Source organism: Micromonospora ferruginea (assembly GCF_013694245.2).
In the GTDB taxonomy this organism is placed as follows: domain Bacteria; phylum Actinomycetota; class Actinomycetes; order Mycobacteriales; family Micromonosporaceae; genus Micromonospora; species Micromonospora robiginosa.
Genome location: NZ_CP059322.2, coordinates 2,263,028 through 2,289,963, shown reverse-complemented (window position 1 = coordinate 2,289,963; position 26,936 = coordinate 2,263,028). Strand labels below are relative to the sequence as shown.

The 26,936-nt window shown below is 72.8% G+C and carries 21 protein-coding genes and 1 pseudogene; 10 read left to right on the top strand and 12 right to left on the bottom strand.

What is annotated here, in order from left to right; all coding sequences use genetic code 11:
* Positions 1-2 precede the first annotated feature (2 nt).
* Positions 3-1,631, bottom strand: a complete 1,629-nt coding sequence (locus H1D33_RS10155; RefSeq protein WP_181568306.1) for an acyl-CoA dehydrogenase family protein — start codon at positions 1,629-1,631, stop codon at positions 3-5.
* 165 nt (positions 1,632-1,796) lie between these two features.
* Here H1D33_RS10155 and H1D33_RS10150 point away from each other — a divergent pair, with 165 nt between their 5' ends.
* The 8 genes and pseudogenes from H1D33_RS10150 (at position 1,797) to H1D33_RS10115 (ending at position 10,907) form a co-directional block, all read left to right on the top strand.
* The gene (locus tag H1D33_RS10150) at positions 1,797-3,335 is read left to right on the top strand and encodes an ABC transporter substrate-binding protein (protein ID WP_181568307.1); all 1,539 of its coding nucleotides are present in this window, start codon (positions 1,797-1,799) and stop codon (positions 3,333-3,335) included.
* Entirely contained in the window at positions 3,332-4,276 is a 945-nt protein-coding gene (locus H1D33_RS10145; protein ID WP_181568308.1) for an ABC transporter permease, read from the top strand. The genes H1D33_RS10150 and H1D33_RS10145 overlap by 4 nt, the downstream gene beginning before the upstream one ends.
* The gene (locus H1D33_RS10140) at positions 4,273-5,157 is read left to right on the top strand and encodes an ABC transporter permease (RefSeq protein WP_181568309.1); all 885 of its coding nucleotides are present in this window, start codon (positions 4,273-4,275) and stop codon (positions 5,155-5,157) included. Before H1D33_RS10145 ends, H1D33_RS10140 begins: the two co-directional genes overlap by 4 nt.
* Before the next feature lie 35 nt (positions 5,158-5,192).
* The gene (locus H1D33_RS10135) at positions 5,193-6,191 is read left to right on the top strand and encodes an ABC transporter ATP-binding protein (protein WP_181572807.1); all 999 of its coding nucleotides are present in this window, start codon (positions 5,193-5,195) and stop codon (positions 6,189-6,191) included.
* On the top strand, positions 6,188-7,174 hold the full coding sequence (locus H1D33_RS10130) for an ABC transporter ATP-binding protein (RefSeq protein WP_181568310.1): 987 nt from the start codon (positions 6,188-6,190) through the stop codon (positions 7,172-7,174). The genes H1D33_RS10135 and H1D33_RS10130 overlap by 4 nt, the downstream gene beginning before the upstream one ends.
* Before the next feature lie 11 nt (positions 7,175-7,185).
* Positions 7,186-8,973 carry a gamma-glutamyltransferase family protein gene (locus tag H1D33_RS10125; RefSeq protein WP_307755387.1) on the top strand — a complete coding sequence of 596 codons (1,788 nt, stop codon included), beginning with the start codon at positions 7,186-7,188 and terminating at the stop codon, positions 8,971-8,973.
* Positions 8,974-9,129: 156 nt separating this feature from the next.
* Positions 9,130-10,101: a DUF4034 domain-containing protein gene (locus tag H1D33_RS10120; RefSeq protein ID WP_307755386.1), complete on the top strand. Its 972-nt coding sequence runs from the start codon at positions 9,130-9,132 to the stop codon at positions 10,099-10,101.
* A 64-nt stretch (positions 10,102-10,165) separates the two neighbouring features.
* Positions 10,166-10,907, top strand: a pseudogene (locus tag H1D33_RS10115) (SDR family oxidoreductase).
* Between the two features lie 57 nt (positions 10,908-10,964).
* On the opposite strand, the gene sthA reads toward H1D33_RS10115, so the two are convergent.
* Complete coding sequence (gene sthA / locus H1D33_RS10110; RefSeq protein WP_181568313.1) at positions 10,965-12,368, bottom strand: Si-specific NAD(P)(+) transhydrogenase; 1,404 nt, start codon at positions 12,366-12,368, stop codon at positions 10,965-10,967.
* An 81-nt stretch (positions 12,369-12,449) separates the two neighbouring features.
* Here sthA and H1D33_RS10105 point away from each other — a divergent pair, with 81 nt between their 5' ends.
* Positions 12,450-13,553 carry an NADAR family protein gene (locus H1D33_RS10105; protein WP_181568314.1) on the top strand — a complete coding sequence of 368 codons (1,104 nt, stop codon included), beginning with the start codon at positions 12,450-12,452 and terminating at the stop codon, positions 13,551-13,553.
* Between the two features lie 53 nt (positions 13,554-13,606).
* Here H1D33_RS10105 and H1D33_RS10100 read toward each other — a convergent pair whose 3' ends face one another.
* Both H1D33_RS10100 and H1D33_RS10095 read right to left on the bottom strand, forming a co-directional pair.
* Positions 13,607-14,524, bottom strand: a complete 918-nt coding sequence (locus tag H1D33_RS10100) for a chitinase (protein WP_246411471.1) — start codon at positions 14,522-14,524, stop codon at positions 13,607-13,609.
* 20 nt (positions 14,525-14,544) lie between these two features.
* Positions 14,545-14,976: a carbohydrate-binding protein gene (locus tag H1D33_RS10095; protein ID WP_246411473.1), complete on the bottom strand. Its 432-nt coding sequence runs from the start codon at positions 14,974-14,976 to the stop codon at positions 14,545-14,547.
* Between the two features lie 118 nt (positions 14,977-15,094).
* Here H1D33_RS10095 and H1D33_RS10090 point away from each other — a divergent pair, with 118 nt between their 5' ends.
* A complete protein-coding gene (locus tag H1D33_RS10090) occupies positions 15,095-16,336 on the top strand; it encodes an ROK family transcriptional regulator (RefSeq protein ID WP_181568315.1) in 1,242 nt (413 codons plus the stop codon).
* Between the two features lie 21 nt (positions 16,337-16,357).
* Here H1D33_RS10090 and H1D33_RS10085 read toward each other — a convergent pair whose 3' ends face one another.
* The 8 genes from H1D33_RS10085 to H1D33_RS10050 all read right to left on the bottom strand — a co-directional run bounded on the left by H1D33_RS10085 (position 16,358) and on the right by H1D33_RS10050 (position 26,848).
* Complete coding sequence (locus H1D33_RS10085) at positions 16,358-18,241, bottom strand: lectin (RefSeq protein WP_246411476.1); 1,884 nt, start codon at positions 18,239-18,241, stop codon at positions 16,358-16,360.
* Positions 18,242-18,368: 127 nt separating this feature from the next.
* The gene (locus H1D33_RS10080) at positions 18,369-19,778 is read right to left on the bottom strand and encodes a GH1 family beta-glucosidase (protein ID WP_181568317.1); all 1,410 of its coding nucleotides are present in this window, start codon (positions 19,776-19,778) and stop codon (positions 18,369-18,371) included.
* 34 nt (positions 19,779-19,812) lie between these two features.
* Complete coding sequence (locus H1D33_RS10075) at positions 19,813-20,820, bottom strand: ABC transporter ATP-binding protein (RefSeq protein ID WP_181568318.1); 1,008 nt, start codon at positions 20,818-20,820, stop codon at positions 19,813-19,815.
* Entirely contained in the window at positions 20,817-21,851 is a 1,035-nt protein-coding gene (locus H1D33_RS10070) for an ABC transporter permease (protein WP_181568319.1), read from the bottom strand. The genes H1D33_RS10075 and H1D33_RS10070 overlap by 4 nt, the downstream gene beginning before the upstream one ends.
* A 3-nt stretch (positions 21,852-21,854) precedes the next feature.
* Complete coding sequence (locus tag H1D33_RS10065; RefSeq protein WP_181568320.1) at positions 21,855-22,832, bottom strand: ABC transporter permease; 978 nt, start codon at positions 22,830-22,832, stop codon at positions 21,855-21,857.
* A complete protein-coding gene (locus H1D33_RS10060; protein ID WP_181568321.1) occupies positions 22,829-23,956 on the bottom strand; it encodes an ABC transporter ATP-binding protein in 1,128 nt (375 codons plus the stop codon). Before H1D33_RS10060 ends, H1D33_RS10065 begins: the two co-directional genes overlap by 4 nt.
* Before the next feature lie 88 nt (positions 23,957-24,044).
* Positions 24,045-25,724 (bottom strand): ABC transporter substrate-binding protein, encoded by a 1,680-nt coding sequence (locus tag H1D33_RS10055; RefSeq protein WP_181568322.1) that lies wholly within the window; start codon positions 25,722-25,724, stop codon positions 24,045-24,047.
* Between the two features lie 122 nt (positions 25,725-25,846).
* Positions 25,847-26,848, bottom strand: coding sequence for a LacI family DNA-binding transcriptional regulator (locus tag H1D33_RS10050; RefSeq protein ID WP_181568323.1), 1,002 nt, complete (start codon positions 26,846-26,848; stop codon positions 25,847-25,849).
* Positions 26,849-26,936: the final 88 nt, after the last annotated feature.

The following is a 26,936-nucleotide window of genomic DNA, read 5'->3' as shown; positions in this document are numbered from 1 at the left end:
GCTCAGCCGACCTTCGGGGTGGCCCGGTCGATGATCGCGGCCAGGTCGACCCCGCCGGGCAGCGTCCCGTACGCCTGGCCGTGGTCGCCGCCGAGGCGGGACGCGCAGAACGCGTCGGCGACGGCCGGGTGGCCGTGGCGGACCAGCAGCGCGCCCTGCAGCACCAGCGCGAGCCGCTCCACCACGCGCCGGGCCCGCAACTCCAGGGCGGTGTGGTCGGCCAGTTCGTCGCGCACCCGCCGGACCGCGTCGTCGAGACGCCGGTCCGCGCCGGCCGCGGCGGCCACCTCCGCCTCGTACGCGGCCAGCACCTGCGGCTCGCGGGTGAGCGCGCGCAGCACGTCCAGCGCGGCGACGTTGCCGGAGCCCTCCCAGATCGAGTTGAGCGGCGACTCGCGGAACAGCCGGGGCATGCCTGATTCCTCGACGTAGCCGTTGCCGCCCAGGCACTCCAGGGCCTCGGCGGCGTGCCCCGGCCAGCGCTTGCACACCCAGTACTTGCCGACCGCGAGGGCGAGCCGCTTGAACGCGGTCTCCCCGTCGTCGCCGCGCGCCGAGCGGTCGGTCGCGCCGGCCAGCCGCGTCATCAGCACGGTGGCCGCCTCGGACTCGACCGCCAGGTCGGCTAGGACGTTGCGCATCAGCGGCTGGTCGGCCAGGTAGCGGCCGAAGGCCCGCCGGTGGGTGGTGTGGTGCACGGCCGTGGTGACGCCCTGACGCATGCCGGCCGCCGCGCCGATCACGCAGTCCAGCCGGGTCAGGTTGACCATGTCGATGATGGTGCGCACGCCCCGGCCCTCGTCGCCGACCCGCCACGCCACCGCGTGCTCGTACTCGATCTCGGCGGAGGCATTGGAGCGGTTGCCGAGCTTGTCCTTCAGCCGCATCAGCCGCATCGGGTTGCGGGCGCCGTCGGGCAGCACGCGGGGGACCAGGAAGCAGGTGAGCCCGCCGGGCGCCTGGGCGAGCGTGAGGAACAGGTCGCACATCGGCGCGGAGGTGAACCACTTGTGCCCGAGCAGGCGGTAGCTGCCGTCGGCGTGCGGCGTGGCGGTGGTGGTGTTGGCGCGCACGTCCGAGCCGCCCTGCTTCTCGGTCATCGACATGCCGGCCAGCAGGCCGCGCTTACCGGTGGGCGGGCGCAGCCCGAAGTCGTACTCGGTGCTGGTGAGCAGCGGTTCGTAGCGCGCGGCCAGTTCGGGACTGTGCCGCAGCGCCGGCACCGCCGCGTAGGTCATCGAGATCGGGCAGCCGTGCCCGGCGTCGGGCCGCCAGACGTAGAAGCCGGCGGCGCGGGCGACGTGCGCGCCGGGCCGGTCGTCGGCCCACGGCGCGGCGTGCAGGCCGTGCCCGACCGCGGTACGCATCAGCTCGTGCCAGGACGGGTGGAACTCCACCTCGTCGACGCGGTGGCCGTGGCGGTCGTGGGTGCGCAGCACCGGCGGGTGCTCGTTGGCCAGCCGGCCGTGCTCGGTCGCCGCCTCACCGCCGGCCAGCCGGCCCAGCTCGTGCAGCCCGGCGGCGGCCCAGCCGGCGCCCTCGCGGGCCAGGCCGTCGAGCAGCGCCGGATCGTCGGCGGTGTCGTGCCCGACCAGCGGGGGAACCTGGTTGACGACCTCGTGTGTGCTCACGGCGGCCCTCCCAGCACGCGGCGGCGGAAGGTGGATTGAACCACCGTTCAGCCCGGGCCGGCAACCGCGCGACCAGTCGATTCGGCTCGATTCGTTTGACATCATCCTGCTCGGCGACAAGAGTGGCCGAAACTTTCTTTTGTTCGGAATGCGGCAGGGGGGCCAATGTCCAGGAACAAGCTCGGGGTGATCGGCGCGGCACTCACCCTCACGGTCGGCGTCCTCTCCGGATGCACCGGCGGCGAGGCCGTCGACGTCGGTGACGGCGGCGGCGCCAAGGGCGCGGGGGGCGTCCTCAACGCCGCCATCGGTGGCGAACCGGACCAGCTCGACCCGCACAAGACCTCGGCCTACTACAGCTTCCAGGTGCTGGAGAACGTCTACGACACCCTGGTCGAGCCGGACGCCGACCTGAAGATGGTGCCCTCGCTGGCCACCAAGTGGACCACCAGCGCCGACCAGCTCACCTGGACGTTCACCCTGCGCGACGGCGCGACGTTCTCCGACGGGTCGCCACTGACCTCGGAGGACGTCGTCTACTCGTACGAGCGGATCATCAAGCAGAAGCTGAACACCGCCTACAAGTTCGCCACCGTCAAGTCGGTGACCGGTCCCGACCCGGCGACCGTCGTGGTGACGCTGAGCGCGCCCACCCCGAACCTGCTGGCCAACCTCGGCGGCTTCAAGGGCGTCGCGATCGTCGAGAAGGCCAACGTGGAGTCCGGCAAGGTCAAGACCGCCCCGGTCGGCAGTGGTCCGTTCAAGGTGGCCGGCTACACCTCCGGCGACAGCATCAAGCTGGTCCGCAACGACGCCTACTGGGGTGACAAGCCGAAGCTGGACGGCGTCACCTTCACCTTCGTCAAGGATCCCACCGTCGCGCTGCAGAACCTGCGCAGCGGCCAGGTGCAGTGGACCGACAACCTGCCGCCGCAGCAGGTGAAGTCGCTGCGCGACGGCGACGACCCGGTGGTGAGGTCGGCGCCGTCGACCGACTACTGGTACGTGGCGCTCAACGAGGCCCGCAAGCCGTTCGACAACCCCGAGGTCCGCCGCGCGATCGGCTACGCCCTGGACCGGGAGGCGATCACCAAGGCGGCCAAGTTCGGCCTCGCCACGGTCAACCAGACCGCCATCCCGCGCAACAGCGCGTTCTTCTACGACTACGCGCCCTACTCGCACGACCCGGCCAAGGCGAAGCAGATGCTCGGCCAGGCCGGCGTCGGCAACCTGACCATGGACCTGATGGTCACCAGCGAGTACCCGGAGACGGTCACCGCCGCGCAGGTCATCGCCGCGCAGCTCAAGGACGTCGGCATCACCGTGAAGATCCGTACGCTGGACTTCGCCCAGTGGCTCGACGAGCAGGCGAAGGGGAAGTTCGACGGGTTCATGCTCGGCTGGCTGGGCAACGTCGACCCGGACGAGTTCTACTACGCCCAGCACCACAGCGGCGGCACGTTCAACTTCCACAAGTACGCCAACCCGGCGGTGGACAAGCTGCTCGACACCGCCCGCACCGAGACCGACCAGAACGCCCGCAAGCAGGCGTACGAGCAGGCCGCGAAGCAGATCGTCGACGACGCCAGCTACCTCTACCTCTACAACCCGGACGTGGTGCAGGGCTGGTCGAAGAAGGTCTCCGGCTACGACGTCCGCAGCGACCGGGCGATCCGGTTCCGCTCGGTCGCCCTCGGCAAGTGACCCGCTTCGTCCTGCGGCGGGTCCTCCAGTCGGCGGTCGTGCTGCTCGGGGTGACCCTGGTGGTCTTCCTGCTGCTGCAACTGGTGCCGGGTGACCCGGTCCGGGTGGCGCTCGGCACCCGCTTCGACCCGCAGACGTACGAGGCGCTGCGCTCGCGCGCCGGCCTCGACCAGCCGCTGCCGGTGCAGTACGCCAGCTATCTCGGCCACGCGCTCACCGGTGACCTCGGGGTCAGCTTCCGCACCGGCCAGCCGGTCAGCCGGATCGTGCTGGAACGGCTGCCGGCGACGCTGTCGCTGGCCGTCACCGCGGTGCTGTTCGCCCTGCTGGTCGCGTTCCCGCTGGGCATCGTCGCGGCGGTGCGCAGCGGCTCGGCGGTCGACCACGCGGCCCGCGTGTTCAGCCAGTTCGGCGTCTCGGTGCCGGACTTCTGGATGGGCATCATGGGCATCATCCTCTTCGCCGGGGTGCTGGGGTGGCTGCCGCCGTCGGGCTACGTGGCGCTGACCGAGGACCCGGGCCGGTGGGCCAGCCACGTGGCCCTGCCGGCGGTCACCGTCGGCCTGGTCACCGCGTCGATCCTCACCCGGTTCATCCGCTCGTCGGTGCTGGAGGTTCTCTCCGCCGACTACGTCCGCACCGCCGAGGCGAAGGGGCTGCGCAACCGGGTGGTGATCCTGCGGCACGTGCTGCGCAACGCGCTGATCCCGGTGGTCACCGTGGTCGCGGTGCAGTTGGCCAGCCTGCTCGGCGGTGTGATCGTGATCGAGGTGCTGTTCGCCTGGCCGGGCATCGGCCGGCTCACCTTCGACGCCGTCCAGGCCCGCGACTATCCCGTCCTGCAGGGCGCGGTGCTGCTCGTCGCGGCGCTGTTCCTGCTGGTCAACCTGCTGGTGGACATCCTCTACGCCCGCCTCGACCCGAGGATCACGGTCAAGTGAGCGCCGCAAGCGAGAGCACCGGCCGTCGCGTGCTGGACGCGCTGCGCCGCGACCCGCTCGCGGTCGGCGGCACGCTCGTCCTACTGCTGCTGGTCGTGGTGGGCGTCTTCGGCCCGTGGCTCGCCCCGGCCGGGGTCAACGACGTCGACGTGGACGCGATGCTGCGACCGCCCAGCGGCGCGCACCCGTTCGGCACCGACGAGCTGGGCCGGGACGTGCTCAGCCGGGTGCTGGTCGCGGCCCGCGTCTCGCTGGAGGTCGGCGTGGTCAGCGTCGGCATCGCACTGGCCGCGGGCGTGACGCTCGGGCTGCTCGCCGGCTACTACCGGGGCTGGCTGGACAGCGTGCTGATGCGCTGCATGGACGTGCTGTTCGCGTTCCCGGTGCTGCTGCTGGCGGTGGCCATCGTGGCGGTGCTCGGCCCCGGCCTGCTCACCGCGATGGTCGCCATCGGCGTGGTCTACACGCCCATCTTCGCCCGGATCACCCGGGCCGGTGTCCTCTCCGTACGCGAGCAGGTCTTCGTCCGGGCCGCCGTCTCCATCGGCGCGTCCGACCTGCGCATCATGCGCCGGCACGTGCTGCCCAACATCGCCGCGCCGCTGATCGTGCAGACCTCCCTGTCGCTGGCGTTCGCGATCCTCTCCGAGGCGGCGCTGTCCTTCCTCGGCCTCGGCATCCAACCGCCGGCGCCGGCCTGGGGGCGGATGCTGTTCGACGGGCGCGGCTTCGTCACCGACGCCTGGTGGCTGGGCGTGTTCCCGGGCGCGGCGATCTTCCTGACCGTGCTCGCCTTCAACCTGGTCGGCGACGCGCTGCGCGACGTGCTCGACCCCCGCCAGCTCACCGTCAGCGAGGCCCGAAGGGGCACCACCGCATGAGCGAGCGCACCGAGCGAAGCGAGGGCCACGAGCGCATGCCCAGCCAGCCCAGCACGAGCAACGGCAAGACCGTGTTCTCCGTCGAGGACCTCACGGTCACCGTGGGCACCCGGCGCGGGCCGGCCCGCGCGGTGGCCGGGGTGTCCTGGCAGGTGCGGGCCGGGGAGACGTTCGCGCTGGTCGGCGAGTCCGGCAGCGGCAAGAGCATGACGCTGCTCGCGGCCACCGGGCTGGCGCCGCGCGCGGCGACGGTCACCGGCCGGGTGCGGCTGCTCGACACCGAGCTGAGCGCGTTGCCGGACGACCGCCGCCGCAAGCTGCGCGGCCGGCACGTCGGGTTCGTCTTCCAGGATCCGATGACGTCGCTCAACCCGGTGCTGCCGGTGGGCCGGCAGGTCACCGAGGCGGCCGAGGCGCACCTCGGACTGACCCGCCGCGCCGCCCGCGACCGGGCGGTGGAGCTGCTCGACCTGGTCGGCATCCCGTCCGCCGCGCGGCGCGTCGACGCGTTCCCGCACCAGTTCTCCGGCGGCATGCGCCAGCGGGTGGTGATCGCCATGGCGCTGGCCTGCGAGCCGGACCTGCTCATCGCCGACGAGCCGACCACCGCGCTGGACGTGACCACCCAGGCGCAGATCGTCGAGCTGGTCGCCGACCTGCAACAGCGGCTCGGCACGGCGGTCGTCTGGGTCACCCACGACCTGGGCGTGGTCGCCGGCATCGCGGACACGGTCGCGGTGATGTACGGCGGCCGGATCGTCGAGCAGGGCCCGGTCGACGCGGTGTTCGACACGCCGTCGCACCCGTACACCCGGGCGCTGCTCGCGGCCCGGCCGGACCCGGCGCGCCGGGGTGAGGACCTGGTGGCCATCCCGGGCGCGCCGCCGAGCCCGCTGGACCTGCCGCCGGGGTGCGCGTTCTGGCCGCGCTGCCCGGTGCGCGCCGATCCCCGGTGCGAGCACGAGCTGCCCCCGCTGACCCCGGTCGGCCCCGGGCACACGGTCCGCACCTTCTATCCGGGGGAGACCTCATGACAGCGGCGGACGTGGTCGCCGAGCTGGACGACCTGGCGGTGCACTTCCCGACCCCGGCCGGCGTGGTGCGGGCGGTGGACGGCGTCAGCCTGGCGGTGCGTCGCAGTGAGACGCTCGGCCTGGTCGGCGAGTCGGGCAGCGGCAAGTCGACCGCCGGCCTGGCGCTGCTGCGGCTGGTCGACCCGACCGCCGGCCGGGTCCGGGTGGCCGGCGCGGACGTCACCGACCTGTCCCGCCGCCGCCTGCGCGGGATGCGCCGGCACGTGGCGATGGTCTTCCAGGACCCGCAGGCGTCCCTCGACCCGCGCCGCACGGTCGGCGACAGCATCGCCGAGCCCTTGCACGTGCACCGGCTGGCCGGTTCCGCCGCGACCCGCCGGGACCGGGTGGCCGAGCTGCTGGAGCTGGTGGGCCTGCGCGCCGACACCGCCGGCCGGCATCCGCACGAGCTGTCCGGCGGCCAGCGCCAGCGGGTGGGGGTGGCCCGCGCGCTGGCCGGGGAGCCGGACCTGATCGTCCTGGACGAGCCGATCGCCTCGCTGGACCTGAGCGTGCAGGCGCAGATCATGAACCTGCTGCGGCACCTGCAACGCGACCTCGGGCTGACCTACCTGTTCATCGCGCACGACCTGGCCGCGGTGGAGCACATGAGCGACCGGATCGCGGTGATGTACCTCGGCCGCATCGTGGAGACCGGCCCACCGGAGCGGATCTACCAACGGCCGGCGCACCCGTACACGGCGGCGCTGCTGTCGGCGGTGCCGGTGGCCGATCCCCGCGTCGAGCGGCAACGCCGCCGCACCGTGCTCACCGGAGACATCCCCAGCCCGGTGGACCCGCCCAGCGGCTGCCGGTTCCGTACCCGATGCCCGCGGGCCCGCGCCGAGTGCGCCGGGACCGATCCGGCGCTGGCCGAGGTGGGCCCCGACCACCGCGCGGCCTGCCTGTTCCCGCTCGACGGCGAGGCCGCCGACCCGGCGTAGGATCGACGGTGATGACCTTCACCACCCGGCCGACGCTGCGCGGCACGTTCGGCATGGTCTCCTCGACGCACTGGCTGGCCAGCCAGTCGGCGATGGGCGTACTGGAGCGCGGCGGCAACGCCTTCGACGCCGCGGTCGCCGCCGGGTTCGTGCTGCACGTGGTCGAGCCGCACCTCAACGGCCCGGCCGGCGAGGTGCCGGCGATCGTGGCCACGGCCGCCGATCCGACCCCCCGGGTGCTCTGCGGGCAGGGCCCGGCCCCGGCCGGGGCCACCGTCGCGCACTTCGCGTCGCTCGGCCTGGACCTGGTGCCCGGCTCCGGCCCGCTGGCCGCGGTGGTGCCCGGCGCGGTCGACGCCTGGCTGCTGTTGTTGCGCGACCACGGCACCCGCTCCCTCGGCGAGGTGCTGGAACCGGCGATCGGCTACGCCGCCGCCGGCCACCCGCTGGTCGGCGCCGCCGGGGAGACCGTCGAGCGGGTCCGGTCGCTGTTCACCGAGCACTGGCCGACCTCCGCGCGACTCTGGCTGCGCGACGGCCGCCCGCCCGCGCCGGGGGAGATGGTCACCAACCCGGCGTACGCGCGGACGCTGCGCCGCCTCGTCGACGCCTCTCGGGCGGCCGGGGCGGACCGGGTGGCGCAGATCGAGGCGGCCCGGCGCGCCTGGCGGGAGGGGTTCGTCGCCGAGGCGATCGAGGAGTTCAGCCGCCTGCCGTTCCGGGACTCCAGCGGCCGCCCGCACGCCGGCGTGCTCACCGGCGCCGACCTGGCCGGCTGGTCCGCCGGCTGGGAGGAACCGGTCACGCTCGACTGGCACGGGCACACGGTGGCGAAGAGCGGCTTCTGGGGCCAGGGGCCGGTGCTGCTGCAGACGCTGGCGACGCTTGACGCCCTCGACGACCCCCGGGCACTCGATCCGTCCACGGTGGACGGCATCCACGCCCAGGCCGAGGCGCTCAAGCTGGCCTTCGCCGACCGGGAGGCGTGGTACGGCGACACCGACGTGCCGGGTGGGGCGCTGCTGTCGCCGGAGTACGCGCGAGCGCGGGCCGCGCTGATCGGCGACTCCGCGTCGACCGCGCTGCGCCCGGGCAGCCCGGCCGGCACGCCGCCCCGGCTCCCGGCGCACCTGCACGCGCACGACACCCGGCGCGCCGGCCCGCCGGATCCCGCCACCGGCGAGCCGACCGTACGCGCGGACGGGGTGACCCGCGGCGACACCTGCCACGTCGACGTGGTCGACCGGTGGGGCAACATCATCTCCGCCACGCCGAGCGGCGGTTGGCTGCAGAGTTCGCCCACCATCCCGGAGCTGGGTTTCCCGCTGGGCAGTCGGTTGCAGATGTGCTGGCTGGAGGAGGGGCTCGCCTCGTCGCTACGGCCGGGTCGTCGGCCGCGTACCACGCTGAGCCCGACGCTGGTGCTGCGCGAGGGCGAGCCGGTGATGGCCTGCGGCACGCCCGGCGGCGACCAGCAGGACCAGTGGCAGTTGCTGTTCCTGCTGCGGCACCTGGCCGGCGGGCAGGAGTTGCAGGCGGCGATCGACGCCCCGGCCTGGCACACGACCAGCCTGCCGGCGTCGTTCTATCCGCGCGAGGTCGAGCCGGGCGTGCTGGTGGTGGAGGACCGCGTGGATCCCGAGGTGCTGGCCGGCCTGCGCGCGAGGGGCCACACGGTCCGCCGCGCCGACCCGTGGAGCCTGGGCCGCCTCTGCGCCGTCACCCGCGACCCCCGCACCGGCGTCCTCGCGGCCGCCGCCAACCCCCGAGGCGCCCAGGGCTACGCCACCGGCCGCTGACCCCCGCCCCCGGCCCCCGCCCCGCCCCGTCGATCTTGGACTTGTGGCGCCTCGAATGTGGTGGATGTCCGCCTTGTCATCGACCACAACTCCATGATCGACGGATCCCGGGTGGGCGGTTACGATCTCGCGGTCGGGCACGGGGAGGAGACGATCGTGGGGCTTTTTCGGCGGCGGGGACGGGAGCAGGGGCGGGGCGGCGGGCCGGTGATGGATCCGGCGTTCGGGGATCCGGTGGCGCGGGCGTTGGTCGACGCGCTGGGCGCGCGGGACTGGCGGGCCGCCCGGGACGTGCTGACCCCGGTCACCGACCCGGACGACCGCGCGTACCTGATGGAGGCCGCCGGGCGGGTCGACGGCGTGCAGGACTGGATCGGCGAGTGGGTCGCGGCGGAGCCGGACTCGACGCTGCCGGTGCTGGTGCGCGGCTGCCACGCGTTCTACTGGGCGTGGGAGGCACGCGGCAACCAGCGCGCCGAACACACCGGCCAGGATCAGTTCCGGGAGTTCCGCAAGCGGCTGCTGGTGGCCGAGAACCTGCTCGACGAGGTGGCGGACCGGGACCCCGACGACGTGACGTCCCGAGCCTGGCTGGTCGCCACCTCCCGGGCCCGGCAGGTCGACCAGGAGGAGGCGGCGGCCCGCTTCGACGCCGTGGTCACGCGGCACCCCGGGCACCAGGTGGCGCACGAGCACCGGTTGCAGTACCTGTGCCCGAAGTGGTTCGGCACCGAGGAGGCGATGTTCTCGCTGGCCCGGGCGGCGACCGTGAGCGCGCCGGAGGGCAGCATGCTGCCGGCGCTGATCGCCGCCGCGCACATCGAGAAGTGGCTGGAGCTGCCGGCCGGCGAGGACGACGCGTACATGCGGTCGGACGAGGTCGGCGCCGAGCTGGTCGCCGCCGCCGAGCGGTCGGTGCTGCACCCGACGTTCCGGCCCGGCCCCGGCCTGGCGCCCCGCGCCGGACTGTTCGCGCTCGCCCTGGAGCTGGCGCACGAGTTCGAGGCCGCGGCCCGGGTCTTCGACCTGCTCGGCGACCAGGTCAGCGAGTGGCCCTGGGGGTACGTGGGCGAGCCGGTGGCGGCGTTCGTCCGGTCCCGGGACTGGGTGCGCGAGCACGTGTCCTGAGCGGCGGAACGCCAGGTCCGATCACCGCCGGACATCGCCACCGTCCCCGAGCAGGCTGGTCCTCATGAACAACACGCTTGAGGGCAAGGTCGCGCTGGTCACCGGCGGGGCCGGGGATCGGGGCGGCGGTGGCGACGCGGCTCGCCGAGGAGGGCGCCGACGTGGCGCTGACGTTCCACCGGGACCGGCGACGGGCCGACGAGGTGGTGGACCGGATCAGGGCGATGGGCCGACGGGCGACGGCGGTGCGTGCGGACAGCGCGGATCCGGGCGAGGTGGTCGCCGCCGTCGACCGTGCCGCCGGTGAGCTGGGGCGGCTCGACATCCTGGTCAACAACGCCGGGGCGTTCCTGCTGGGGTCGCTGGAGCAGTTGCGCCCGGAGGACTTCGACCGGACCGTGGCGGTCAACGTCCGGGCGCCGTTCGTGGCCTCGCAGGCGGCGGTGCGGCACATGGCGGCCGGTGGCCGGATCGTCACCATCGGCAGCAACATGGCGGAACGGACGCCGTTCCCGGGCTTCGCGCTCTACGCCATGAGCAAGACCGCGCTGGTCGGGCTCACCCGGGCGCTCGGCCGGGAACTCGGCGGCCGGGCGATCACCGTCAACCTGGTGAATCCCGGTCCGACGGACACCGACTCGAACCCGGCGGACGGTCCGAACGCGGGCGCCATCGGCGGCCTCACCGCCCTCGGTCGGTACGCGGAGCCGGCGGAGGTGGCCGCCGCGGTGGCGTTCCTCGCCGGACCGGACGGGCGCTACGTCACCGGGGCCACGATCAACGTCGACGGCGGCTTCGCCATCTGACCCGCGCGGCGCGGCCGGTCCGTCCCCGCTCGCGGAGGGGGACCGGCCGCGGCGGGCTCAGCCGTCGATCCGGGTGATGTTGCGGATCTTGTTGGCCGCGTCGAGCGCCGCCACCTTGTACGCCTCGGCCAGCGTCGGATAGTTGAACACGGCGTCGAGCAGGTAGTCGACCGTGCCGCCGCAGCCCATCACGGCCTGCCCGATGTGGATGATCTCGGTGGCCCCGGTGCCGAACACGTGCACCCCGAGCAGGCGTCCGTCGCCGGGCGAGACGAGCAGCTTCAACATGCCGTAGGAGTCGCCGACGATCTGCCCGCGGGCCAGCTCGCGGTAGCGGGCGATGCCCACCTCGAACGGGGTGGAGCTGTCGGTCAGCTCGTCCTCGGTCTTCCCGACGAAACTGATTTCCGGGATGGTGTAGATGCCGATGGGTTGCAGGTCGGGCATGGCCCGGGCCGGCTCCCCGCAGGCGTGTTGCGCGGCGAGGCGGCCCTGTTCCATCGAGGTGGAGGCCAGCGCCGGGAAGCCGATCACGTCGCCGACGGCGTAGATGTTCTCGACCGAGGTGCGGTAGTGGGTGTCGACCTGGATCCGGCCGCGGTGGTCGGCGGTGAGGCCGGCCGCCTCCAGCGCGAGGTCGTCGGTCTGGCCCTGCCGGCCGGCGGAGTACATCACCGTGTCGGCGACGATCTTCTTGCCGCTGCGCAGCACGCAGAGCGCGGCGGTGCGGTGCTTCTCCACCGAGGCCACCTCCTCGCCGAAGCGGAAGGTGACCGACAGGTCCCGCAGGTGGTACTTGAGCGACTCGACGATCTCCTCGTCGCAGAAGTCGAGCATCCGCTCGCGGCGCTCGACCACCGTCACCTTGGTGCCGAGCGCGGCGAACATCGACGCGTACTCCATGCCGATCACGCCGGCACCGACGACCACCATGCTGCGCGGCACGGCCTGCAGGTTGATGACGCCGTCGGAGTCGACGATGGTCCGGTCGTCGAAGTCGACGCTGTCCGGGCGGGCCGGCCGGGTCCCGGCGGCGATGACCGCCTTGTCGAAGGTGACCCGGTTCTCGCGGCCGGAGCCCGCGTCGACCCAGACCGCGTGCGGGTCGGCGAACCGGCCGGTGCCGGTGATCATCGCGATCCGGTTGCGGGCCAACTGGTTGCGGATGACGTCGGTCTGCCGGCTGATCACGTGCTCGGTGCGGGCGGCCAGGTCGGCGACCGTGATGTCCTCCTTGACCCGGTAGCTGCTGCCGTAGAGGTCGCGCTGGCTCAGCCCGGTCAGGTAGAGGACGGCTTCGCGCAGCGTCTTGGACGGCACGGTCCCGGTGTTGATGCACACCCCACCGAGCATGTCGCGGCGGTCCACGATGGCCACCCGCCGCCCCAGTTTGGCGGCGGCGACGGCCGCCTTCTGTCCACTCGGCCCGGATCCCAGCACCAGCAGGTCGTAGTCATACACGAGGGCCAGCGTGTCAGGGTGTGCGGCTCGACGCCAGCCGTCGAGACGCTACGGAAGGATCAAGATCGCTAGACTCGTCGTATGCCGGACTCCACTGCGACCTGGCGCACCGTCGAGGACGAGGTGGTGCGGGGGCGGCAACGCCTCGTCTTCGTCCGTGAAGCGGATCACCACATCCTGACCCCGCTCTCCGTCTACGCCGACGGCGTCGTCACCTGGCGATGGGAGTCAACGGACGTCGACGGCCTCCGGGCCGCGTTCGACGACGGCACGCTGACCCTGGCCCCGCCCGAGGGCGCGACGATCACCGTCGACGGCACCGCCGCCGGCCCGGCGCGGCTGACGTCCTGGCTGACACCCGACCTGGTGGTCGCCGACCTCGCCGACGAGCTGGACCGGCTCAACGACCGGCCGGACTCCTCCGGGCGCTGCTGGAACGCGCTGATCGCGTACGCCGCCGAGCCGAGCCGTGCCAACCTGGAGATCGTCCGCGAGCGGTACCTCGCGGTTCCCGAGCACCGGCGGCGATACGTGCTCGGTGACATGGACCAGGACGACGTGCCGGTGCGGATCCTGCTCGCGGAGCCGGGTGAGACGACCCCGGCCCGGCGTCCGGAGCACACCCTCACCGTGACGACCGAGATGCAGGAGTGGGCGGTGGACTACTTCCGCCGCAGCGAACGCGGCATCGCCGCGTCGCGGGAGCGGGACGTGCTGGACGGGCCGGAGGTCGCGACCAGGGTCCCGCTGCGGATCGGCGGCCACGTCTATCCGAGCGGCTGGCCGCAGCCGCCGGGTTCCGAGGTACTCCAGCTCGACTATCCGGCACCGGTCGTGCACGACGGCCGGGAGTATCCGAGCGTCATGCACGCCTACTGGGCGCTGTCCACCGACGACGCCGCCTGGCACGACCGCATCGCCGGCGTCGAGCGCGGCCTGGACGCCCGGGCGCTCGCCGAGCAGGCGCCCCGGCGGGACGGCTGGCCGGCCGTCCGGCTCGGCGTGATGGCCGCGCTCCTGCGGGACAAGTTCGCCCGGCACCCGGCGATGGCGGACCGGCTCCGGGAGACCGGGGACGCCCGGTTGCTCTACGGCGACTGGGGATCCCGCTACTGGAGTTCGGCCGGCGCCAACTGGGTGGGCCGGCTGTTGGAGCTGGTGCGATCGGAAAAGGCGGCGCGGTGAACGCCGGTCACCGGCCCGACGAGGTGCCGGGCCGGTGACGCGGATCCGTGCGCTCAGCGGCCCTGGAGCCCCCTGACGGTGTCGCCGAACGTCCAGCCCTTCGACCCGTCCCAGTTGACCGACCAGGTCATCAGCCCCTTGAGCCCCGGCACGGAGTTCCAGGCCTGCCCCACCAGCGCCGGGCCCATGTACCCGCCGCCCGCGCCGGGCTGCGCCGGCAGGCCGGGGACCTGCTTGTCGTACGGGACGCGGATGGTGACGCCCTGGACGGTGAGCCCGTTGTTCAGGCACTGCGTCTGCACCGTGAAGCCCTGCACCGTGCCGGCCGGGTACGAGTCGCCGGCGCAGCCGTACATCGAGCCGTTGTAGTACTGCATGTTCAGCCACCAGAGCCGGCCGTTGTCCGCGTACTTCTTGACGATCGGCAGGTAGGCGCCCCAGATCGAGCCGTAGGTGACGCTGCCGCCGGTGACGTACGCGGTCTCCGGCGCCATGGTGAGCCCGAAGCCGGCCGGCATCTGGGCCAGCACGCCGTCGATGATCCGGATCAGGTTGGCCTGCGACGGGGAGAGCTGGTTGATGTTCCCGCTGCCGGTCAGCCCGGTCTCGATGTCGATGTCGATGCCGTCGAAGTTGTGCCGCTTGAGGATCGGCACCACGGTGGCGACGAAGCGGTCCGCGACGGCTGCGGAGCTGAGGTCGATGCCGGCGGCGGCGCCGCCGATGGAGAGCAGCACGGTCAGCCCGCTCGCCTTGGCCTGGCACACCTGCGCCGGGGTGGGCACCTTGACGCCGGCGTCCATGCCGTCCTCCCAGAGCACGGTGCCGTCGGCGCGGATGACCGGGAACGCGGCGGTGACCACGTTGTAGCCGTGCCCGGTGATCCGGGAGTCGGTGATCGGGATCCAGCCGAGGCCGGGGTGCACGCCGTTGGCCGCGCCGTCCCAGTTCTCCCAGTAGCCCTGGAGCACCTTGCCGCCGGGCCGCGATCTCAGCGCGCAGGTGTCGCCGCCGGGTGTGGTCGGGCTGGGTGTGGCGGTCGGCGTCGGCGTCGGGGTGGGTCCGGGCGTGCGGGTGGGGAGGGGCTGGGCGTGGGCGAAGGCGGCCGGGTGGTCGGGCTCGGCGACGGCGTGCCGCCGGTGCAGGCGCCCAGGTCGGTCCAGAGCGCCGGTACGGCGGCCGGGGTCCAGCCCGCGCCGACCGGTGGGGTGTGCGTCACCAGCGCCTGGTAGAGCCGGCCGCCGAAGGTGGCCCGGCTGCCGGCGGTCCAGGTGACGCCCTCGGCCCAGGCCGGCGCGTCGCAGGCGACCAGCGCGGCCTGGTTGCCGGTGGGCGTGGCGCCGGCGGTGGCCGGCAGGGCCACGGTGGCGGCGAGTAGCGCGACGCCGCCGAGCAGGGCGGTCATCGGACGTCCGAGTCGCATGTCATACCTCCTCGTCGATGCGCCGGAGGCTATCAGTTAACTTTGTTAAATGTAAATGTCCAGTAGCCTGTCAGCACTTCGTTCAGAGCGTGAAAATGCGGGAAGGACGGCGGCGGACGTGGACGCCAGACGCACCACGGTGCGCGACATGCGCCGGGCCAACCGGTCGGTCCTGCTCACCCGGATCTGGCTGGACGGGCCGCTCAGCCGGCACGAGCTGGGCCAGTCCACCGCGCTGAGCCTGGCCAGCGTGAGCAACCTGGTCGGCGAGATGATCGCCGAAGGGCTGGTCGAGGAGGCCGGCTCGGTCGAGTCCGACGGCGGCCGTCCCCGGGTGCTGCTGCGCGTCGCGCCCGGCTACGGCTACCTCGTCGGGGCCGACGTGGGCGAGACCCGGGTACAGGTCGAGCTGTTCGACCTGAGCATGACCGCGCTGGCCAAGGCGGAGTACCCGATCGCCGCCGCCGAGCCCGACCCGGTGCGGGTCGCCGCGCACCTGTTGCACGGCCTCGCCGCGGTGACCGAGCAGGCGGGCGTCGACCCGGGCGCGGTGCTCGGCTTCGGCGTCGCCGTCTCCGGCACGGTGGAACACACCGCCGACGCCGTGGTGCACGCCCAGACCCTCGGCTGGGACGGCGTCCCGCTCGGCGCGATGCTGCGCGCCGGCACCGACGTCCCGGTGCACGTCGACAACGGCGCCAAGACGCTCGGGCAGGCCGAGATGTGGTTCGGCGCCGGCCGGGGCGTCCGGCACGCGGTGGTCGCCCTGGTCGGCTCCGGTGTCGGCGCCTGCGTGGTGGCCGGCGGCGTCGGCTACCGCGGCGCGCACAGCAGTGCCGGCGAGTGGGGCCACACCACCATCGTGTACGAGGGCCGGCGCTGCCGCTGCGGCAACCTCGGCTGCCTGGAGGCGTACGTCGGGGCGGAGGGGGTGCTGGACCGGTTCCGGCAGGCCAACCGGGGTCGCCCGGCGGCCGGCGGGGACGAGGAGAGCGCGTTCGGCGAGCTGCTGCGCGCCACCGGCCGCACCGCGGTGAAGGTGGTCGACGAGACGGTCGGCTACCTGGGCGCCGGGGTGGCCAACCTGGTGAACCTGTTCAACCCGGAACGGGTGGTGCTGGGCGGCTGGGCAGGGCTGGCCCTGGGCGAGCGGCACCTGCCGGCGATCCGCGAGGCCACCGCGCGGCACGCGCTGCGCCAGCCGTACGCCCAGACCTCGATCGAGCTGTGCCGGCTCGGACCGGACGCGGTCGCGATGGGCGCGGCCACCCTGCCGATGACCCGGCTGCTGCGCGACGGCGGCGTCCCCCGCGAACCCGCGGTGCGACCCGCGCCCGCGCGACGGCCGGGCCGCCGCTGAGCGGCGGCCCGGCCGGTCGGCTCAGGAGGGCAGCGTCCACTTCTGGTTGGCGCCGCCGGTGCAGCTCCACACCTGGGTCTTCGTGCCGTCGGCGGCGGTGTTGCCGGTGACGTCGAGGCACTTGTTCGCCTGCGGGTTCACCAGGTCCCGCGCGGCGGTCCAGGTCCACTGCTGGGCGGCGCTGCCGTTGCAGGTCCACAACTGGACCTTCGTGCCGTCGGCGGTGCCGCCGCCGGCCACGTCCAGGCACTTGCCGAGCGCGCGCAGCGTGCCGTCGGCGGCCCGGGTCCAGCGCTGGTTGGTCCCGCCGGTGCAGCTCCAGATCTGCGCCGGGGTGCCGTCGGCGGTGGCGTTGTCGGTGACGTCGAGGCACTTGCCGCCGATGCCGGTGACCGGGCCGGTGGGCGGGGTGCCGCCGCCGGACGGGGTGCCGGACCAGGTGAACGTGGCGGTGGTGCGGGCCGGCAGCGTGTAGGTGAAGGACTGCCCGCCCCACACCACCTTCACCGACTGCGCCGACGTGCCGCCGTTGTGCGCGAGCAGCGCCTTGGAGCCGTCCGGGTTGCGGTAGGCGACGTTCGGCACGGTCGTGTCGGCGGTGGAGTCGATCCGGGTCGCGCCGGGCCGGACGAACTTGGTGAGGTGCCCGGTGGTGTAGTACTCGACGGTGTAGTCGACCTGGCCGGCCCGGGCGCCGCCCTCCTGCACGGTGATCAGGCCGGTGCAGGTGCCGCAGCCGCCGTTGTGCGGGCCCATGTTCTGGTTGACCGCGAGGCTCCACTTCACCACGCTGCGACTCCAGTTTCGCGCGTAGGTGACGATGTCGGCCATGTCCTCGTTGTGCTGGTTGGTGATCCAGGTGCCGCCGGAGTGCTCGGTGCTGAACTGCGGCACCGCCGGGTACTGGGCGCGCACCTGGCTGCCGACCGCCGGGTCGCCGAAGTAGCCGTGCCAGGCGATGCCGCCGAACAGCGGGTCGGTGCGTACCGCGCTGTCGGCCAGCAGGCCGGAGCCGATCGTGCCGTAGTCGCCGTAGTTCCAGTCGTGCACCAGCACCTTGGTGCTGAGGCCGGCGGCCCGCAACGCCGGGTAGACGAAGTTCTTGGTCAGCTCGGTCAGGCCGGAGGCGTTCCAGCTCATGCCCGGGTAGTCCATCGCGGTGGGGTTACCGGACTGGCAGCAGTTCGGCTCGTTCTGCACCGACAGGTAGTCGACCGGGACGCCGCGCGCCGCGTACGCCTGGATCGTCTTGACCAGATACTGCGCGTAGGTGGCGTAGTGCTCCCACTTCAGCCAGCCCATCTGGTCCATCCGGCCGTTGTCCTTCATCCAGCCGGGCGCGCTCCACGGCACCACCATCACCCGCAGCGCCGGGTTGAGCTGGCGGGCCTGCGCGGTGAGCAGCTCGACGTTCGTGTCGTAGCCTCCTGCGCCGAAGTCGTTCAGGTCGCAGCAGGTGTCGTCGAGGGAGACGTTGCCGGGGCGGGACAGGTCGGACGCGCCGATCGGGTTGCGCACGAACGACAGCCCGATGCCGTCGGTGGGGCTGAACAGCTTGCGCATCACCGCGTCCCGGGTGGCCGCGCTGACCGGACCGCCGCGAAGCAGGTACGCGGTGGTGTCGGTGATGGACGCGCCGGCGCCCTCGAACGGCTGGTAGCGGGTGTTCTCGTCGACGGTGATGGTGCGGGTGGCGCCGGGGCTGGTGGCGGCGAAGCTCAGCGGGCTCTGCTGTTGCAGGCCGCGGGTGACGGTCCGGCCGCCGGCGTCGGAGGTGGTGGTGAGCCAGACGTCGACGGTCTCGCCGGCGGCGTGGGCCGCGGTGGTGGGGACGAGGGCGCCGGCGGTGAGGCAGAGCGTCAGGGCGACGCGGCCGGCGTGGCGGGCAGCGGTGGTGGGGGACACGGATGCTCCTTCCGAATGAATTGACATCCGCGAATGAGCGAACCGTTGTTCCGGCCTTATGTCAAGACGTGAAAAAAATGGGCGGCCGCCCGGGAGGACTCCCGCGCGGCCGCCCCGGGCGGTCGCCCTAGCCCTGCCCGCGCACCCGTCGCACGGTGTCGCGGTACCACAACGCGCTGCGCTTGGGGGTGCGGCGCTGCGAGTCGTAGTCCACCCGCACGATGCCGAAGCGCTTGTCGTAGCCGTACGCCCACTCGAAGTTGTCCAGCAGGGACCAGGCGAAGTAGCCACGGATGTCCGCGCCCGCCTGCCGGGCCCGGGCCACCGCCCGCAGGTGCTCGGTCAGGTAGGAGACCCGGTCGTCGTCGGCCACGAACCCGTCGGCGTTCGCCTCGTCGTCGAACGCCGCGCCGTTCTCGGTGATCACCATCGGCACGCCCGGGTAGTCCCGGTGCAGCCGGACCAGCAGGTCGGTGAAGGACTCCGGCACGATCTCCCAGTCCATCGCGGTGCGCGGCAGGTCGCGGCGGACCACCCGGCGCACCGGCTTGCCGTCGTCGTCGCGCTCGCGCCCCTGCTCGTCCACCCCGGAGTGCACCTGCCCGAAGTAGTAGTTGACCCCGAGCACGTCGATCGGGGTGGCGATGACGTCCAGATCGCCGTCCTCGACCGGAATGCGCACCCCCTCGGCCGCCAGGTCGTCGATCACGTCCTGCGGGTACGACCCGCGCAGCACCGGGTCCAGGTAGAGCCGGTTGCCCAGCCCGTCCGCGGCCCGCGCCGCGTCCCGGTCCGCCGCGCTGTCGGTGGCCGGGTCGGCGGTGGACAGGTTCACCGTCAGGCCCAGCTCGATCGGCGACTGCGCCGCCGCCCGCAGCCGCTGGGTGGCCAGCCCGTGCCCGAGCAGCAGGTGGTGCGCGGCGGCGATGCCGTCGCCCAGGTTCCGCCGGCCCGGGGCGTGGTCGCCGTACGCGTAGCCGAGCATCGCCGAGCACCACGGCTCGTTCAGCGTGGTCCAGGTGCGCACCCGGTCGCCGAGCGCGGCGAAGACCAGCTCCGCGTAGTCGGCGAAGCGGTACGCGGTGTCCCGGTTCGGCCAGCCGCCCGCGTCCTCCAGCTCCTGCGGCAGGTCCCAGTGGTAGAGCGTCACCCACGGGTCGACGCCCCGGCCGAGCAGCTCGTCCACCAGCCGGTCGTAGAAGGCCAGCCCGGCGGCGTTGGCCGGCCCGCGCCCGCCCGGCTGCACCCGGGGCCACGCCACCGAGAACCGGTAGGTGTCCAGCTCCAGGTCGGCGATGAGCGCCACGTCCTGCGGCATCCGGTGGTAGTGGTCGCAGGCCACGTCGCCGTGGTCGCCGTTCGCCACCGCGCCGGGGACCCGGCAGAAGGTGTCCCAGATCGACGGGGTGCGGCCGTCCTCGGCCGCCGCGCCCTCGATCTGGTACGACGACGTCGCCACCCCCCACCGGAAGGTCGGCGGCAGCGTGTCGATCGGGTCGGCCTGATCGACGCTCGGGCGGTTGAGGTCGGTGTCCATGGTTCTCCTCGCGGTAGCGGTGGGCTCGGACTTCTCAGCGGGGCAGCGGGGCGACGGCCGGGTGCAGCCAGCACGCGACGGCCCGGGTCGGATCGGCGACGCCGGGCGGCCCCAGCACCGGAAGCCGTTCGTCGCAGGGGTCGAACGCCTTCGGGCAGCGGGGGTGGAACGCGCAGCCGGCCGGCATGGCGCGCAGGTCCGGCGGGGAGCCGGGGATGCCGGTCAGCTCGCGGCGCGGGCCGCGCAGCGCCGGGAAGGAGTGCAGCAACCCCTCGGTGTACGGGTGCAGCGGCTCGGCGTACAGCTTGGCGGCCGGCGCCTCCTCGACGATCCGGCCGCCGTACATGATGGCGATCCGGTCGGAGAACTCCACCAGCAGCGACAGGTCGTGGGTGATGAACAGCACCGCGAAGCCGAGGCGTTCGCGTAGCTCGGCGAGCTGGCCGAGGATCTGCCGCTGCATCACCACGTCCAGCGCGGTGGTCGGCTCGTCCATGATCACGAGTTGCGGCTCCAGCGCCAGGGCCATGGCGATCATGACGCGTTGCCGCATGCCGCCGGAGAGCTGGTGCGGATAGCTGTCCAGTCGGTCGGCGGCGATGCCGACCAGGCGCAGCAGGTCCCGGGCGCGGGCCAGCCGGCCCGCCGCGGTGCTCCTCGGCTCGTGCGCCTTGATCACGTCGAGGAGCTGGGTGGAGACCTTGTGCACCGGGTTGAGCGAGTTCATCGCACCCTGGAACACGATCGACGTCTCCGCCCAGCGGAACTCGCGCAGCTTCGCCGGGCTGAGCGTCAGCACGTCCACCGGCGGCCCGTCGGCCGGGTGGTAGATCACCTGGCCGCCGCTGACCACGCCGGGCGGGGGCAGTAGCCGGGTCAGCCCGTACGCCAGGGTGGACTTGCCGCTGCCGCTCTCCCCGGCCAGGCCGAGCACCTCGCCGCGGTGCAGCGTCAGGTCGACGTCGCGCACCGCGTGCACCGCGTCCGCGCCGACGCCGTAGTCGACGCACAACCCACGGATCTCCAGCACCTTGCCGTTCATGAGGTCCGGTCCTCTCGGGTGTCAGGCATCGGCACGGGAGCCGGCTTCGGGGCCAGCACGGGGGTGAAGCCGACCCGCATCCGCACGGTGCGGCCGTCGGCGGTGCGGATCCGGGTCCGGCCGCCGGTGCGCAGCCGGGGGCTGACGAACTCGTCGATCCCGAAGTTGATCAGCGCGAGCGCGGTGCCGAGCAGCGCGATGGCCAGCCCGGCCGGCACGAACCACCACCAGGCGCCCTGCGCGAGCGCCTGCTGGCCCTGCGCCCAGAACAGGATGGTGCCCCAGTTCCAGGAGCTGACCGAGGAGATGCCGATGAACGCCAGGGTGATCTCCGACATCACCGCGAAGATGACCGTGCCGACGAATCCGGACGCGATGATCGCGGTGAGGTTCGGCAGGATCTCGAACCCGATGATCCGCCAGGTCCGCTCGCCGGTGGCCCGGGCCGCCTCCACGTAGTCGCGGCGGCGCAACGACAGTGTCTGGGCGCGCAGCACCCGGGCCCCCCAGGCCCACGAGGTGAGCCCGATGATGAGCGCGACCAGCAGGTCGCCGGCCTGGTCGACGAGGGACGCCACGATGATGATCAGCGGCAGCGCGGGGATCACCAGGAACACGTTGGACAGCGCGGACAGGCTCTCGTCGGCCGCGCCGCCCAGATAGCCGGCGGTGACGCCGATCAGGATGGACAGGATGGTGGCCAGCACGCCGGCGATCAGCCCCACCACCATCACGCTGCGCGCGCCGACCAGGATCTGACTGAAGATGTCCTGCCCGAGGTGGGTGGTGCCGAACCAGTGCCGGGACGACGGCGCCTGGAGCACGTCGGCGCCCCGCGCGTCCGGGTCGTACGGCGCGATCCACGGGCCGATCACCGCCAGCAGCGCGTACACGCCGAGGACGACCAGCCCGGTCGCGGCCTTGGCGTTCGCCACGAAGCGGAACCGGCGGCGGCGCGCCTTGGCCGACGGCTGCGCCATCGCGCCCTGGCCGGGGATGACCTGCTCGATGCTGGACGGGGAGAGTGTCATCGCTCAGCTCTTTCGGGTCCGCGGGTCGAGGAGCAGGTATGCGACGTCGGCGAGCAGGTTCGCCACCAGCACCGAGATCGTGATGATCAGGAAGATGCCCTGCATCAGCGGGTAGTCCTTGCTGCCGACCGCCTGGAAGAGCTGGAACCCCAGGCCCGGGTAGGAGAAGACGATCTCCACCAGCAGCGTGCCGCCGACGATGAAGCCCAGCGACAGCGCGAAGCCCGACACGTTGGGCAGCAGCGCGTTGCGGGCGGCGTAGCTGAGCGCCACCCGGCGCTCGGAGAGCCCCTTGGCGTGCGCGACCGTGATGTAGTCCTCGCTGGAGACGGTCACCATCATGTTGCGCATGCTGAGGATCCAGCCGCTCATCGACGAGACCAGGATGGTCGCCGCCGGCAGGATGCTGTGCTGCAACGCGCTCGGGATGAAGTACGCGTCGAACGCCGGCACCAGCCCCGGCTCGTAGCCGCCGGAGGAGGGGAAGAAGCTGCCCGGCCCGGCGAACAACGCGATCGCCACCAGGCCCAGCCAGAAGTAGGGGATCGAGGAGAGGAACGTGGTGGCCGGCAGCAGCCCGTCGATCCACGACCCGCGCCGCCAGCCGGCGCCCACGCCGAGCGCGGTGCCGAGCAGGAAGCTGACGATCGTGGTGACGCCGACCAGGCCGACGGTCCACGGCAGGCTGTTGCCGATCACCTCGGACACCGGGGCCGGGAAGAACGTGAACGACAACCCGAGGTCGCCGTGCAGGAGTTGGCCCCAGTAGGCGACGTACTGCTCCCACAGGTTGCGATCGGAGTCCAGGCCGAACAGCACCCGCAGCGACGCGATCGCGTCGGCGCTGATCCGGCCCTGGTTACGCGAGATCAGCGACTGCACCGGGTCGCCCGGCACGATCCGCGGGATGAAGAAGTTGAGCGTGATCGCCGCCCACGCGGTGAACAGGTAGAACGCCACCCGTTGCAGCAGGAACCTCATCGGGTCGCCTCCTGTCCGGCGGTGGCGCCGGCCGTCGGGGTCGCCGTGGCGGTTCCGGTCTTCCCGGCCGCGACGGTGTCCGGGTCGAACAGCCAGCACGCCGCCCAGTGCCCGGGCCGGTCCTCGACCGGGATCGGCGGCGGCAGCTCGGTGGTGCACCGGGGCATGGCGTGCGGGCAGCGCGGGTGGAACCGGCAGCCGGCCGGCGGGCGGATCAGGCTCGGCGGCTCGCCCTGCCCGCGCTCGCTCGCCGCTTCGGCGTCCGCGCCGGCGCCGGTGATGCGGTCCGGGTCCGGCGCCGAGTCGGTCAACAACCGGGTGTACGGGTGCGCCGGCCGTTGGGTGACCGTCTCGCTGTCGCCGCCCTCGACCATCCGGCCGGCGTACATGACGATGGTCTCGTCGGCGAAGTAGCGGGCCGAGGCGATGTCGTGGGTGATGTAGAGGATCGCCAGGTTCAGCCGGTCCTTGAGGTCCTGGAGCAGGTTGAGCACGCCGAGGCGGATCGAGACGTCAAGCATCGACACCGGCTCGTCGGCGAGCAGCACCTCCGGGTCGGCGCCGAGCGCCCGGGCGATGGCGACGCGCTGGCGCTGCCCGCCGGACAGCTCGTGCGGGAACGCGTCGAGGTAGCGCTCCGGCGGGGTGAGGCTGACCCGGGTGAGCAGGTCGGCGAGCGCCCGCTCCAGCCCGTCCGGGCCGGATCCGGCGTTGCCGTGGATGCGCAGCGACCGGGTCAGGTGGTAGCGGACCGTGTGCACCGGGTTCAGCGACGCGAACGGGTCCTGGAGGATCAACTGCACCCGCCGCACGTACGCCCGGAAGCGGCGGCCGCCGTGCACCCGGGTCGAGGCGCCGTGCAGCCGGATGTCGCCGCCGGTGCGCGGGTAGAGCTGGGCCAGCAGCCGGGCCACCGTGGACTTGCCGGAGCCGGACTCGCCGACCAGCGCGGTCACCCGGCCGCGGCGCAGCGCGATCGAGACGTCGTCGACGGCGTGCACCACCGCCGGGTTCCGGGAGAGGAGGTCGCGCAGCCGCCGGCGCACCGGGAAGTGCTTGGTCAGGCCGACGGCCTCCAGCACCACCTCGTCGGCCGGCGCCGGGGCGCTCTCGGTCGTCGTCATGCCGAATTCCTGTCTGAGGTTGCCGGGGGTGAGGGCGGGGTCCGCCGCCCCGGCCGGCGGGCGTGCCGGCCGGGGCGGCGACGCCGGGTCAGCCGGCGGTCGGCTTGAGGTGCAGCACCACGTCCAGCGCGTTGGGTTGGGTGGGCTGCAGCGCGCCGTACGGGTTCGAGTCGTCCGGCCAGCCGGTCCAGTTCTTCACGCTGTACGCGCCGCCGATGTTGTCCGCGCCGACCGGGATCATCGGCGTCTGCTCCACGAAGATCTTCTGGAGCGTGGCGAGCGCGGTGGTGCGGGTGGCGTCGTCGGTCGCGTTGGCGTACGAGACCAGCGCGTCGGTCGCCGCCTGATTGGTGAAGCGGCCGAAGTTGCCGGCCGGCGACGCGGTGCCGATCGGCTTGAGCACCCGACCGTCCATGATCGTCCGGTAGATGTCGTACGGCGTGGCGCCGCTCTCGGTCCAGCGGAAGGTGGCGTCGAAGTTGCCCTGCTCCACGTTGCGGAACCAGGCGTCCTGGTTGGCCTTGTCGATGGTCGCCGCGATGCCGATCTTCGACAGGTTGTCCTTCACGATCTCCAGGCTGGTCTGGTAGTCGGACCAGCCGGCCGGGTCGGTCAGCTTGATCGTGACCGGCTTGCCGCCCTTGTCCTTGAGCGTGGTGCCGTCGAGCTTGTAGCCCGCGCCGGTGAGCAGCGCCTTGGCGCCCTCGACGTCGACCTTGTGCTCCTGCCCCTTGTACTCCGGCGCGATGAACGAGTCACCGGCCGGGCTGGGCAGGCCGGTCACGCTCTTGACCTCGGGGTGGAAGTAGGCCGCCTCGGCGGTGGTGAAGATGTCCGACCGGTCGACGACCATGTTCATCGCCTTGCGCAGCGTCGGGTCGTCGAACGGCTTCTTCGTGGTGTTCAGGTAGAGGCCGTGGATGCCCAGCACCGGCGGCGCCCACACCTTGTGGTTCTTCTGGTCCTTGGCCACGAACACGGTCTGGTAGTTGGGGATGAAGACGAAGCTCCACTCCGACTCGCCGTTGGCCAGCGCCGTGGTCTGCGCGCTGTTGTCGGTGTACGAGGTGAACCGCAGCTCCTTGACCTTCGGCGCGTCCTGCCAGTAGCCGCCGTCGCGCACGGTCAGCGTGGTGGTCGCCGGGGTGAACGACTTGAGCGTGTAGGGGCCGCTGCCGACCGGCTGCTTCACCGGGTCGGTGGTCGGGTCGGCGATCTTCTCCCACAGGTGCTTCGGCACGATCGGCACCCGCCACAGCACCTTCTGCTGGTTGACGAACTGCGGGCTGGACATGGTGATGGTGACGTCGTTGCCGCTCGCGGTCGCGTCGGTGTACGGCACGCCCTGGTCGTTGAGCGCGGGGAACTTCTTGACCAGGTTGTAGGTGAACGCGACGTCCTCGGCGGTCACCTTCTGCCCGTCCGACCAGGTGGCGTTGTCGCGGATGGTCACCTTGACCGACTTGTAGTCCGCCGACCACTCGGCCTTGGTGGCCAGCCACGGCTTGAACGGCTCGGCCGGCTTGACCGGGTTCCACATCATCAGCGGCTCGTAGATCTGCCACCGGTAGCCCAGCGACGCGGCGGCCGAGGTGGTGAGGAACGGGTTGTTGTTCTCCGCCTGCGGGCCGTTGGGCATGCCGACGTTCAGCACGGTCGCGGCCTGGCCGCTCTTCTTGTTCGCGTTCGGGCTGTCGCCGCAGGCGGCCACAGTGGTGGTGACCATCGCGCCGGCCAGCGCGGCGGCGAGGAGTTGCCGTCTTCTCATGGAGGTCTCCCTCGGTGGTCCCGCGTGTCCTCGGGCGGGATGTGGTGGATGGAGGGTGTGCGGTGGTGCACCGGCGGGCTGGCTGCCCACCGGCGTGGTCGCCGGGTGCGGCGGGGTGACGCTCAGGTGACGTGGGTGGAGGCGCGGGCGGCGAAGCCGGTCGGGATGACGGTCGGGGTGTCGGGCAGCGGGGTGCCGGTCAGGTGGGCGATGAGCAGCCGGGCGGCGGCCGTGCCCATCTCGCGCAGCGGTTGCCGCACCGAGCTGAGCGGGGGATGGGTGTGCCCGGCGAGCGGCAGGTCGTCGAAGCCGACCACCGCCACGTCCTGCGGGACGCGCCGGCCGGCGTCGCGCAACGCCTGCAGCGCCCCGGCGGCGGAGAGGTCGTTGTGCGCGAAGACCGCGTCGAACGGCACGCCGTCGGCGAGCAGCCGCCGCACCGCCGCGCGCCCGCACTCGAACGTGAAGTCGCCCTCCACCACCCGCTCCGGCGCGACGGGTACGCCAGCGTCGGCGTACCCGCCGGCGAACCCGGCGAGCCGCTCCCGGGTGCAGCCGAACCGGCGCAGCCCGGTGATGACCAGCGGCCGGCGACGGCCGAGGGAGAGCAGGTGCGCGGCGGCGGCCCGGGCGCCGTCCTCGTTGGTGGTCCGCACCGACGGAAAGCCGGGCTGGTGGCCACGGTCGTCGATGAGGATCACCGGCAGGCCGCGCCGGTGCAGCCCGGTGATGTAGTCCAGGGTGCCCTCGGGTTCGACCACGAGCAGGCCGTCGAAGGACTTGGCGGAGACCTGGGAGGCGAACCGCCGCATCGACTCGTCGCCGTGGGTGCAGGTGAACAGCAGCATGCCGTAGCCCTCGGCCTCGACCGCGTCGGCCGCGCCCTGCAACACCTCGCCCATCCAGGGCCAGGTCAGGGCCGGCACCAGCATGCCGACCACCCGGGTCCGCCCGCGGGCCAGCCCGACCGCGCGGGCGCTCGGCACGTAGCCCAGGTCGCTGATCACCGCGCGGACCCGGTCGGCGGTGCGGATGTGCACCTCGCCCTTGCCGTTGAGCACCCGCGAGACGGTCGTCTTGCTCACCCCGGCGCGGGTCGCGACGTCGGCGATGGTGATCGGCACGGGACGCTCCCGGGACGCAGGGACGGGGGATGTTTCGGAACCGGTTGCGGTAGCGGTTCCGTGGCAGTCAACCGAAGTGGCGCCGGTC